The sequence below is a fragment of the Mesorhizobium sp. M7A.F.Ca.CA.002.09.1.1 genome (assembly GCF_003998555.1).
Lineage (GTDB): Bacteria > Pseudomonadota > Alphaproteobacteria > Rhizobiales > Rhizobiaceae > Mesorhizobium > Mesorhizobium ciceri.
The window spans coordinates 1-9,660 of sequence record NZ_RZRR01000104.1 but is presented as its reverse complement, the minus strand read 5'-3'; the positions used below and the strand labels follow the sequence as shown (position 1 = coordinate 9,660).

Sequence of the window (9,660 nt, the reverse complement as noted above, 5' to 3'; positions counted from 1 at the left end):
CTCCCGCGACCGCATCACCGGGGTGGGCCAACGAAGGCTGGAGCATCAGAACCGGAAATGGCGATGGCAAGAAAAAGAAGAAGCAGTAGCCGCGCGCTGTTTGCGATGGCGGCACTTGCCGGTTCCTGCCTTCCGATGCAGGCGGCGATCATCGGCACCTGCACCATCATGGTCGGGGCGTCCGGAACGATGAAGGCCAGTCCCGCCATCAGCATACTGGGCTCCAAACAGGCAGGCGGATCGAGCGCCAGCGCCACCGTGGTGGCAAGCTCCCTGTTATGCTCAATACTCAACCTGCTTGACTGCTATTCGGTTTCGGCGCCGGCGCCTGCCGCATTCTCGTCCGCGCCGAGCGGCGGTGGCACCAACGTGACGTTCGCTTCGGTCTTCCGCCTCGATGGCTCGGGGGCCGATGTCAACGGAAGTGTGCCGCAGAGGGTTGCCAACGGCACCCACGCGATGCAGGTCGACCTCACCGCCACCAAGTCGAGCGGTATCTTTCCCGCCGGCAACTATCAGGGCACGGTCACCGTGCGCTGCGAATAAGGCCGCGACAACTCAAATCGGGCTGGACCATGCGCGTGGTCTGGCAAGCTGCGGCCTTACAGGTTAGCTTCCACGCAATCGGAACGATCTGCGTTCGCCCGGACGCACGAAGACGCTCCGGCATTTTGAATTTGCGTTGCCAGGAGGCCCTGCTTGATTATCGTCATCGGCTCGATCAACCTCGACCTTATCGCCAAGGTCGACCGCTTGCCGAGCCCCGGCGAGACGGTGGGCGGCTCGGCCTTCACCACCGCGCCCGGGGGCAAGGGCGCCAACCAGGCCCTGGCCGCCGCACGCGCCGGCGCCTCGGTGCGCATGGTCGGCGCCGTCGGCAGGGACAGCTTCGCCGCCGAGGCACTGGCATTGCTGCGCGACGGCAAGGTCGACCTGTCCGGCGTTGCCGAGACTCACGCCTCGACCGGCACGGCACTGATCATGGTCGCCGACGACGGCGAGAACATCATCGCCGTGGTGCCGGGCGCCAACGCTTCCGTGGTGCCCGGCGATCTCTCCAAGGCCTTTCTGAAAAAAGGCGACGTCGTGCTGCTGCAAAATGAGATTCCGCTGGCCACCGTCGATGCCGCCCTCGACCAGGCAAGGGCGGCCGGCGCCATCACGGTGCTCAACACAGCACCTTTCCAGGCGCAAGCAGCCGGCTTTCTCGGCAAGGCCGACTATGTCGTCGCCAACGAAACCGAGTTCGACCTGTATGGCGAAGCGCTGTCGCTGCAAGGCCGCGATCGGGCGGTGCGCATGCGCGACTTTGCCGGAAAGACCGGCCGCACCGTCGTCGTCACGCTCGGCGGCGATGGCGTGATGGCGGCGACACCGACCGAGTTCCTGGCCGTTGCTGCGCGCAAGATCGTCCCCGTCGACACGGTCGGCGCCGGCGATACGTTCTGCGGCTATTTCGCCGCCAGCCTGTCGTCGGGCCTCACGCTCGAACAGGCGCTGGCGCGCGCCGGCGCGGCCGGCTCGCTGGCCTGCCTGAAACCTGGCGCCCAACCGGCGATCCCGCTCGCCAAAGACGTCGATCAGGCGCTGCAGGAAACCCATTAAAATGCTGCGTCCTCAAACAAAACATGCCGTGCCACCGGCAGGCGACATCTGCCGCCTGTCCGCAGTCGAACTCGCCGGCGCGATCCGGGAGAGGGAGCTTTGCGTGCGCGAGGTGGTGGCGGCATGCCTCGACCGCATCGAGGCGGTCAATCCGCTGGTCAACGCCATCGTCTCCTTGCGCGATCGCGCCGATATCCTGCGCGAAGCCGATGCGGCCGATGCCAGCCCAACGCGAGCCAAAACCAACCCGCTCTTCGGCCTGCCGATGGCCATCAAGGACCTCGCCTCGACCACGGGCCTCAGGACCTCTTTCGGCTCGCCGATCTTCGCCGATTTCGTGCCGCAGGAGGACGATTTCTTCGTCGAGCGCATCCGCAATGCCGGCGCCATTATCATCGGCAAGACCAACGTCCCCGAATTCGGGCTTGGTTCCAACACCTACAACGCCGTGTTCGGGCCGACGCTGAACGCCTTCGATCCGGCCCTGACCGCCGGAGGCTCGAGCGGCGGCGCGGCCGTTGCCCTGGCGCTCGACATGGTGCCCGTCGCCGATGGCAGCGACTTTGGCGGCTCGCTGCGCAACCCGGCCGCCTGGAACAATGTTTTTGGCTTCCGCCCGTCGCAAGGACTTGTTCCCGGCGGACCCGATTTCGAAGTCTTCCATGCGCAGATGGGCGTCGACGGGCCGATGGGCCGCAACGTCCGTGACATGGCACTGCTGCTCGATGTGCAGGCCGGTTACCACCCGCACGCGCCATTGTCCTACGAGAAACCCGGCTCGTTCCTCGAAGGGCTTGGAATACCCGCAACTGGTGGCCGCATCGCCTGGCTCGGTGATCTCGGCGGTCATCTGCCGGTTGAAACAGGCGTTCTCGGCCTGTGCGAGGCGGCACTTGGCCGCTTTGCGGAAGCGTCCTTCGCGACCGAGCCCCTGCTGCCGGATTTCGATTTCGAAGCGCTGTGGCAGGCCTTCGTGACGCTGCGCCAGGCCAGCAGCGGCTGCGCGCTCAAAACCCACTATGACGATCCCGCGAAGCGCCGCCTGCTCAAGCCGGAAGCCATCTGGGAAGTGGAGAACGCAACGCGGCTGACGGCGCCGCAGATCCGCGCCGCTTCGGTCATCCGCACGTCCTGGCATCGCACGCTGCTGTCGATCTTCGACCGCTATGATCTGATTGCGCTGCCGACAGCGCAGGTCTTCCCCTTCGACATCGATACGCATTGGCCGCGTGAGGTCGCCGGACGCACAATGGACAGCTATCACCGCTGGATGCAGGTTTCCGCCTTCGCGACCTTGGGCGGCTGCCCGGCGGCCAATGTGCCGGTCGGCTTCGACGATAGAGGGCGGCCGATGGGCATGCAGCTGATCGGCCGGCCACGCGGCGACCTTGCCGTGCTCAAGGCGGCGGCCGCCTATGAGGCAACACTGCCCTGGCCGGCCGGCGCCTGAATCGCACGCGTTGGCGGCCGCGGCGCTTCGCGCACCGGCTTGCATCGCTATCGCCGCCATGCATTGATTATCCTCAGCCGCGCCGCCTCGGCGGTATTCCTGGGGAAAAAGCATGTCGCTCGAACTCTACGCCGCCTATGTCCTCGCTTGCATCGTCATTATCCTGGTGCCCGGTCCGACGGTCACGCTGATCATTGCCAACAGCATCCGCCATGGCTCGCGCGCCGGCCTCGCCAACGTCGCCGGCACGCAGGCCGGGCTTGCCGTGATGATCGCCATCGTCGGCATCGGCCTCAACACGCTGATCGCAGGCATGGGCCACTGGTTCGAGTGGGTACGACTGATCGGCGCGGCCTATCTGATCTGGATGGGTGTGCAGATGTTCCGCTCCAAGGGCACGTTGAATGCCGATGGAACAGCGAGAAAGCCGCGCGGCGGCTTCTTCCTGCAGGGCCTGCTGGTGGCGCTGAGCAACCCCAAGACGCTGATTTTCTTCGGCGCCTTCTTTCCGCAGTTCATTTCGCCGCAAGGCAACTACTCGCTGCAGATCGCCGTCATGGGTCTGACCGCCATGATCTTCGCCGCCTTCTCGGATTCGACTTACGCGCTGGCCGCCGGCCGCGCCGGGCGCCTGCTGTCGGCCGGCCGCATCAAACTCCTGTCGAGGATCAGCGGCAGCTTCATGGTCGGCGGCGGCCTGTGGCTGGCGTTTTCGCGGTCGAAGTAAAGGCGGCCGAGCCGGCGCCGCAAGGAGTTGCAGCACCCTGGAATGGCAACAGATTGAAAGTGTGCTGTCCCACCACCACATGAATCTGGCTTGAGGGATTCATGTCTGTCTTTTGGACTTGGGATGGTTTGAAGAGGAACGCGCCTGGCGTGATCCTCTTTATTGGTGCGTTTGCGGTTATGATCATGTTGGCGGCAAACAAATGGATCAACGACGCCAGCCCGATCCGATCGGTCGACACAGTCGAGGCAAACGTCGAAAGTGTCCGGTTGGACCATGGCCGCGGCATATATCTGGTTTCTATCGAGAACGGTTCGTCTGTCCTTATCGATGACGATCACCCGCATCTGATCGGCTCGCGCACAAACATCGAACGCGTCACGCGCGACAATGGCTTCGTCTTCTACCGATTCGTGAATTGAATCATGGCAACAGTATCTTCTCTCAGAAACCGCCTGCTTCTGTTTCAGGCAGAATACCGAGACGCAGTCATTGGTGTCGTATTCTTCTGCGCACTGCCCCTGGCGGCGCTGATCCCGATTGCGATGAACCAGGACAATCCGGTTGTGGCAACTCAGAGTGTGATGGGCACTATCGAGTATGTGAGGTTAATGCCCATCAATCCGAAGATGGCTGCCGGGCGCGGGCTGTATTACACATACGATGTCCGCCTTGATGGCAACAGCGCGGTGACATCCATCGATGATGAAGTGGGGATGCCGCACCTTGTCGGTTCGGTCATCCCCATCGAGCGGCAACATCATAAGCGCGGCGGAGACACCTATCGGTTTCTCAATGAGTGAAGACGCGTGCTCACAAGTTCAGTTCTGTTCTGACGGTCAGTTAAGCCGCCCCAGCCTCTCCACCAGCAAGGCGAAAAACGCATCATGGTCGATGTCGCGCATCACCATGGCGTTCTTCGGCCGTTTGGTGACGCCCCACCAGTCGATCACGGTCATGCCCATGGTCAGTTCCGAGGCGGTTTCCACGCTGACGTTGCAGTTGCGGCCCTTGAACAGGTCCGGCTTCAACAGATAGGCGATGACGCAAGGATCGTGCAGCGGGCCACCGTCGGTGCCGTATTTCTCTTCATCGAAGCGCTCGAAGAACTCCAACATCTCCGCGGTGGCGGTGCCGACCCTGGTGCCCAGCGCGCGGAAGGCCTGCGTGCGCTTGGCGGTGGTCAGCGCCTTGTGGGTGACGTCGAGAGGCATCATGACGATCGGAATGCCGGATTTGAGCACGACATCTGCGGCCTGCGGGTCGACATAGATGTTGAATTCGGCGGTCGGTGTGACATTGCCGCCTTCGAAGAAGCCGCCGCCCATCAGCACGATTTCCTTGATGCGCGGTGCGATGCGCGGCTCGCGGATCAGCGCCAGCGCAATGTTGGTGAGCGGGCCGAGCGCGCAAAGCGTGATCGTGCCGCTTTCTTCGCTCATCAGCGTCTCGACGATGAAATCGACCGCGTACTGGTCCTGCAGCTTCATCGTCGGTTCGGGCAATTGCGGACCGTTGAGGCCGGTCTTGCCATGCACTTCCTCGGCGGTGACCAGTTCGCGCGTCAGGGGCCGGATGGCACCGGCATAGACCTTGATGTCCGGGCGGCCGGCCAGCTCGCAGATCTTGCGGGCATTCTTTTCGGTAAGCTTCAGCGGCACGTTGCCGGCAACGGCTGATATGCCGACGATCTCCAGTTCGGAGCTGCCGAGCGCCAGCAATATGGCGACGGCATCATCCTGGCCGGGATCCGTGTCGATGATGATCTTGCGTGACTGGGGCATTTCAATTCCTTGTTTGGCGAGGTCGTGGACTTGCATCGATCCGATCGGAACATCCAAATGACGCCGAAGCGGCCGCGAGCTGCCAGGCCGAACCGCTCGACCGGGGAAGACAATCCCGACCCGCGCGCTTTTCCTTGCATCTGCTCGCCGTTTCAAGCGCCATGTCTGTCATTCCTGTGAGTCCACGGCCTGGTCTTTTTGGGCGGGTCTGTTGACGGCTTGAACTTGGTCGCGGGGCGGACCATATCAAGGCCATCGGGAAAAATGCCATCTGGGTTTTTCCACTTTATGTCGCTCTTGAGAGGACAGTGTAACATGAGCCGAATGACGCCCTTTTCCAGCCCGCTTCTGCTTGGTTTCGACGCCATGGAAAAGACCCTGGAACGCCTGGCGAAGTCCGGTGACAGCTACCCTCCCTACAACATCGAACGCCTCAGCGGCGCCGACGGCAAAACCGAAAGGTTGCGCATCACATTGGCGGTCGCCGGTTTCGCCGAAAGCGATCTCGATGTCACCACGGAGGAAAACCAGTTGGTCGTGCGCGGCCGTCAGACCGACGACACCGAGCGCGAATTTCTTCATCGCGGCATCGCCGCGCGCCAGTTCCAGCGCTGTTTCGTGCTGGCCGACGGCATGCGGGTGATCGCAGCGGAGTTGAAGAACGGCCTTTTGGCGATCGACCTCGATCGGCCGGAGTCCGAACGGCTGGTACGGAAAATAAACATATCGGTGAAAGACTGATCTTTACCGATGGCTCTCATGCGGGATGGCCTTGAGCGGCGTCCTCGCGCCAAGGAGGCTTTGAAATGACCAGAACTGAAACTATCACCATGACCAATGGCGAATTCGCTCATCTCGGCGAGGGCTCGGTCGCTTATCTCAGAAAGGTCTCGAGCGACGAATTGCTCGGCCGTTTCCCCAATCTCGGCGAAATCGCTCCCGGCATGGAACTGTGGGCGCTGTTTGCAGCCAATGGCCAGCCGATCCTGCTTTCCGACGCGCGTGACCGCGCACTGGCCGGTGCCATGGAAAACGACCTGACCACGGTCGCCATCCACTAAGACCCAGCGCGCCGCCCTGTTAGGCGCGACCAGCAGGCTCAAACGCATAGGGCCGCCCGTGGCGGCCCTTGAAGTTCGTCTCACCAGAAAAATCAGGCCGCGTGCGAGGCCTGGGTGTCCGATAAAAGCGCGTGGATAGCCGCGGCGTCGCGCGTACCCCTGATCTTGGCCACCGTGTCGGCGTCACGCAGCACTCGCGCGATGCGCGACAGTGCCTTGAGGTGATCGGCACCCGCCCCTTCCGGCGCCAGCAGCAGAAACACCAGATCGACGGGCTGATCGTCCAGCGATTCGAAATCGACAGGCGTCTCCAGCCGGGCGAAAACACCTGCGATGCGCTTCACGCCGGCCAGCTTGCCGTGCGGGATGGCGATGCCGTTGCCGACGCCGGTCGAACCCAGCCGCTCACGCTGCAGGATGGTGTCGAACACCTCCCGCTCCGGAATGCCGGAAATCGCCGCCGCCCGTTCGGACAGCAATTGCAGCAGCTGCTTCTTGGAGTTCGCCTTCAACGCCGGCAATATCGCCGGAACGTTGATAAGATCGCTCAGATCCATGCTTGAAAATCCCTTGTTCGCCTGCCGTCACCAGTCCTCACCCCTCGTGCGGCCGGCTCTTATCCCAGTGCGACCTCGTCGTCACCGTGCGACCCTTGTCGTCACCGTGCGACCGTTGTCGTCACGCTTGTGCGACCTTGGTCGTCGACGGGTCGATCCAACCGATATTTCCATCGGGTCGGCGATAGACGATGTTGAGATGGTCGGTTCCCGCGTTGCGGAAGACGAAGACCGGGCTGTCCTTGGTGTCGAGCTCGATGACCGCCGACGCCACCGACATGGTCTTCAGCGTCATGGTTGATTCGGCGACGATGGCCGGCGCGAAATTCTCCGGAATGTCCTCGTCGTCATCGGCAAGCGGCGCCATCACCGTGTAGGCTATGTCGGTCGGTTGGCCGTTGGCGGCGCCCGAATTGTGCGATTTCAGCCGGCGCTTGTAGCGCCTCAGGCGGGTTTCCAGACGGTCCGCCGCCGCCTCGAAGGCAAGCGTCGGATCCTGGGCATCGCCGGTGGCCTGCAGCGAAGCGCCGGAATCCAGCCGGATCATGCAATCCGCCGAATAGCGCGAACCCGATTTGATGACCGTGACATGTCCGGCAAAGCCGCGATCGAAATATTTGCCGATCGCTTCGCCGACACGATCGTTGATGCGTGTCCGAAACGCATCGCCGATGTCCATGTGTTTTCCCGATATGCGCAGATTCATCTGAAAACTGACCTTCCTTGCTCAGGCTTCAAACTGGCCCGAGTTTATACTCGTGATCCGTGCGCACAAGCTTTGCGGCGTCACTTGCGCCGATTTTAAATCCAGACTTTCCGGTTGATCACAAGCCGCCCTTTGACCGTCCCGAGGCCAACGTCGTGACGGACCATCCGCATGCGGGCATCTAGCCCGTCTCATGCGGGCGGGCTTCTAGCCAGTTCACCGCGGCTTGTCAATGAAGTGCTGGCTTGTGGAAAATCGACCCGCCTCAGCGCCCGGCGCTGGCCATCGCACGTTTCTCGCGCCGGCGCTGCACCGAGGAGGGGATATTCATGCCTTCCCGGTACTTGGCGACCGTACGCCTTGCAATGTCGACGCCACTTTCGCGCAACATGTCGACGATTGCATCGTCGGAAAGCACGTCGACGGGCTTCTCCTCGTCGATCAACTGCTTGATGCGGTCACGCACGGCTTCCGAGGAGTGCGCATCGCCGCCGCCCGATGCGGCGATCGAGGCGGTGAAGAAGTAGCGAAGCTCGAACACGCCGCGCGGCGTCAGCATGTATTTATTGGCTGTGACCCGGCTGACGGTCGATTCGTGCATGCCGATGGCGTCGGCCACAGTGCGCAGATTGAGCGGCTTCAGCTGCCGCACGCCATGGACGAGGAAGGCGTCCTGCTGGCGAACGATTTCCGAGGCGACCTTGAGGATGGTCTTTGCCCGCTGGTCGAGGCTGCGCGTCAGCCAGTTGGCGTTCTGCAGGCATTCGGCCAGAAAATCCCTTTCCGCCTGGTTCTTGGCCTGCGGAGAGACCTGGGCGAAATAGATATGGTCGACCAACACCCGCGGCAGCGTTTCGGCATTGAGTTCGACCGTCCAGCTGCCGTCATTGGCCGCGCGCACCTCCACATCGGCGACGATCGCGTCGCTGGCGCCGCCCGAAAACGCCATGCCCGGCCGGGGATCGAGCGCCCGGATTTCGGCCAGCATGTCGAGCAGATCCTCCTCGTCGACACCGCAGATCCGTTTCAATGCGTGAAAATCGCGCCGTGCCAGGAGTTCGAGATTGGCGACCAGCGCCTTCATCGCCGGATCGAGCCGGCTCCGCACGGCAAGCTGCAGCGACAGGCATTCGGCCAGGTCGCGGGCAAACAGGCCGGCCGGCTCGAAGGTCTGACACACCGCCAGCACCTTCGCCACGGCGGCGGCATCCGCACCGAGACGAGCGGCGATCTCGGCCAGATCGGCACGCAGATAGCCGGTCTCGTCAAGGCCGTCGGCGAGGTCGGCGGCGATCAGACGTGCAGCCGGATCGGCGAAGGCTAGCGCTACCTGTTCACCGACATGGTCGCGCAGCGTGATCGCAGCAGTCGCCATGTCGCCGGCGTCAAACCACTCGGATGAGGAACCCGCGCCATTGCCGGAAGCCGATTTCCATTGCGCCGTCAGGTCGGGACCGAGCCGCTCGCTGGTGCCCGGGTCGTCGGGAAACAGGTTTTCCAGCGACGTGTCGAGCTTGTCCGAGATCGCCTCCGCGCTCCACTGCGTCTCGTTTTCGAACCAGTCGCCTTCGCGGGCGGCTTGCGGCTCCGCCTCGATCTTCTGCGCCTGGTCGCTGGCGGCATCGTCCTGCGGCTCGGCGCGCTCCAGCAGCGGATTGCGCTCGATTTCCTCGTCGATGAAATGCTCGAGTTCGACATGGGTGAACTGCAGCAGCCGAATCGACTGCATCAGTTGCGGCGTCATCACCAGCGACTGCGATTGTCGTAGCT

General features: G+C 62.9%; 12 protein-coding genes. 8 read left to right on the top strand and 4 right to left on the bottom strand.

The features are described from left to right. Nucleotides 1–63: 63 nt before the first annotated feature. From EN994_RS07255 to EN994_RS07230, 6 genes are all read left to right on the top strand, one after another. A complete protein-coding gene (locus EN994_RS07255; RefSeq protein ID WP_027161333.1) occupies nt 64–546 on the top strand; it encodes a hypothetical protein in 483 nt (160 codons plus the stop codon). A gap of 153 nt (nt 547–699) precedes the next feature. Next, a complete protein-coding gene (locus EN994_RS07250) occupies nt 700–1,605 on the top strand; it encodes a ribokinase (RefSeq protein ID WP_063169004.1) in 906 nt (301 codons plus the stop codon). 1 nt (nt 1,606) lies between these two features. Next, a complete protein-coding gene (locus EN994_RS07245) occupies nt 1,607–3,055 on the top strand; it encodes an amidase (RefSeq protein ID WP_127307459.1) in 1,449 nt (482 codons plus the stop codon). 112 nt (nt 3,056–3,167) lie between these two features. Then, on the top strand, nt 3,168–3,782 hold the full coding sequence (locus tag EN994_RS07240; protein WP_013529595.1) for a LysE family translocator: 615 nt from the start codon (nt 3,168–3,170) through the stop codon (nt 3,780–3,782). 101 nt (nt 3,783–3,883) lie between these two features. After that, nucleotides 3,884–4,204: a hypothetical protein gene (locus tag EN994_RS07235; protein WP_013529594.1), complete on the top strand. Its 321-nt coding sequence runs from the start codon at nt 3,884–3,886 to the stop codon at nt 4,202–4,204. 3 nt (nt 4,205–4,207) lie between these two features. Then, a complete protein-coding gene (locus EN994_RS07230) occupies nt 4,208–4,585 on the top strand; it encodes a hypothetical protein (RefSeq protein ID WP_063169006.1) in 378 nt (125 codons plus the stop codon). A gap of 36 nt (nt 4,586–4,621) precedes the next feature. Here EN994_RS07230 and EN994_RS07225 read toward each other — a convergent pair whose 3' ends face one another. After that, on the bottom strand, nt 4,622–5,566 hold the full coding sequence (locus EN994_RS07225) for a nucleoside hydrolase (RefSeq protein ID WP_063170333.1): 945 nt from the start codon (nt 5,564–5,566) through the stop codon (nt 4,622–4,624). A 315-nt stretch (nt 5,567–5,881) separates the two neighbouring features. On the opposite strand from EN994_RS07225, the gene EN994_RS07220 reads away from it, so the two are divergent. After that, nucleotides 5,882–6,307, top strand: a complete 426-nt coding sequence (locus EN994_RS07220; protein WP_013529591.1) for an Hsp20 family protein — start codon at nt 5,882–5,884, stop codon at nt 6,305–6,307. A 65-nt stretch (nt 6,308–6,372) separates the two neighbouring features. After that, nucleotides 6,373–6,627 (top strand): DUF1150 family protein, encoded by a 255-nt coding sequence (locus EN994_RS07215; RefSeq protein ID WP_013529590.1) that lies wholly within the window; start codon nt 6,373–6,375, stop codon nt 6,625–6,627. A 92-nt stretch (nt 6,628–6,719) separates the two neighbouring features. Here EN994_RS07215 and ptsN read toward each other — a convergent pair whose 3' ends face one another. The 3 genes from ptsN to rpoN form a co-directional block, all read right to left on the bottom strand. Further along, entirely contained in the window at nt 6,720–7,184 is a 465-nt protein-coding gene (ptsN, locus tag EN994_RS07210; protein ID WP_013529589.1) for a PTS IIA-like nitrogen regulatory protein PtsN, read from the bottom strand. Between the two features lie 121 nt (nt 7,185–7,305). Continuing rightward, nucleotides 7,306–7,890 (bottom strand): ribosome-associated translation inhibitor RaiA, encoded by a 585-nt coding sequence (gene raiA, locus EN994_RS07205; protein WP_013529588.1) that lies wholly within the window; start codon nt 7,888–7,890, stop codon nt 7,306–7,308. 265 nt (nt 7,891–8,155) lie between these two features. After that, the coding region (gene rpoN / locus EN994_RS07200) for an RNA polymerase factor sigma-54 (protein WP_245465995.1) at nt 8,156–9,660 on the bottom strand (1,505 nt) is incomplete at its 5' end.

What these genes read in the sequence shown, in the direction of transcription:
- EN994_RS07255 (WP_027161333.1), top strand. Translation starts at nt 64, where the DNA reads ATGGCAAGAAAAAGAAGAAGCAGTAGCCGCGCGCTGTTTGCGATGGCG.
- EN994_RS07245 (WP_127307459.1), top strand. Translation starts at nt 1,607, where the DNA reads ATGCTGCGTCCTCAAACAAAACATGCCGTGCCACCGGCAGGCGACATC.
- EN994_RS07240 (WP_013529595.1), top strand. Translation starts at nt 3,168, where the DNA reads ATGTCGCTCGAACTCTACGCCGCCTATGTCCTCGCTTGCATCGTCATT.
- EN994_RS07235 (WP_013529594.1), top strand. Translation starts at nt 3,884, where the DNA reads ATGTCTGTCTTTTGGACTTGGGATGGTTTGAAGAGGAACGCGCCTGGC.
- EN994_RS07230 (WP_063169006.1), top strand. Translation starts at nt 4,208, where the DNA reads ATGGCAACAGTATCTTCTCTCAGAAACCGCCTGCTTCTGTTTCAGGCA.
- EN994_RS07225 (WP_063170333.1), bottom strand. Translation starts at nt 5,566, where the DNA reads ATGCCCCAGTCACGCAAGATCATCATCGACACGGATCCCGGCCAGGAT.
- EN994_RS07220 (WP_013529591.1), top strand. Translation starts at nt 5,882, where the DNA reads ATGAGCCGAATGACGCCCTTTTCCAGCCCGCTTCTGCTTGGTTTCGAC.
- EN994_RS07215 (WP_013529590.1), top strand. Translation starts at nt 6,373, where the DNA reads ATGACCAGAACTGAAACTATCACCATGACCAATGGCGAATTCGCTCAT.
- ptsN (WP_013529589.1), bottom strand. Translation starts at nt 7,184, where the DNA reads ATGGATCTGAGCGATCTTATCAACGTTCCGGCGATATTGCCGGCGTTG.
- raiA (WP_013529588.1), bottom strand. Translation starts at nt 7,890, where the DNA reads ATGAATCTGCGCATATCGGGAAAACACATGGACATCGGCGATGCGTTT.